1 protein-coding gene is annotated in these 808 nt (G+C 51.1%); it reads left to right on the top strand.

Annotation, left to right across the window (positions count from 1 at the left end; genetic code table 11):
- The coding region (locus tag IT084_RS17620) for a transposase (protein ID WP_195714184.1) at positions 1–630 on the top strand (630 nt) is incomplete at its 5' end.
- Positions 631–808 lie beyond the last annotated feature (178 nt).

The raw sequence follows: 808 nt of genomic DNA, 5'->3' as shown, positions 1-808 counted from the left end.
CTCATGCTTGGCGACAGCGAATCCGAGGCCAGTTGGAGCGAGTTTTTCTCCTGGCTTAAAAACCGCAACCTGCGCGGTGTTGATCTAGTAATATCAGATGACCACAGCGGCTTGGTAAAGGCTGTTCGCACTCACTTCCAGGGTGTCACCTGGCAGCGCTGCCAAACCCACTTTATGCGCAATATCATGGACGCTACGCCTAAATCCGTAAAGGACGAGCTTTACCCGCACCTGCGGGCCATTCTGGATGCGCCGGATATCGGCACCGCCCGGTTACTGTTGAACCAAACCCTGGAGAAATTTGAAAAAAAGGCGCCCAAGGCTATGCAGGTGCTTGAATCAGGCTTTGATGATGCTACGGCGGTGCTTATGCTGCCGGAAAAGTATCGCCGGCGGCTGCGTACTACAAACGGCGTTGAACGCCTGAACGAGGAGATCAGGCGCCGGGAGCGGGTTATCCGCATTTTCCCTAACCGGGAGTCGGTAGTCCGTTTGATAGGTGCCCTACTCATGGAACTTGATGATAAGTGGACATCCGGCAAAAAGTACCTGGATATGACCGAATACTTACAGTGGCAAAAAGAGCAAAAACAGGCCTGTGATCGAAACAATGTTGTGCATATCAGATAAAACTTAAAATGCCAATATATTTACCCTTGAACACCGCTTGATAATCCTTACCAGCGAAGCCAGGCGACTGTCAAGGGTCCGCGAAGCGGAGGCGTAGCCTTTACCCTTGACTGGCGACTGGCGAGCTGGATAATTTAAGCGGCGGTGTTCAAGTTGATAAAATCTAACTGAGGAATTT

It is taken from the genome of Desulfallas sp. Bu1-1 (assembly GCF_015594625.1).
Classification (GTDB): domain Bacteria; phylum Bacillota; class Desulfotomaculia; order Desulfotomaculales; family Desulfallaceae; genus JADNRQ01.
This window is presented reverse-complemented; position numbering and strand designations above follow the sequence as displayed.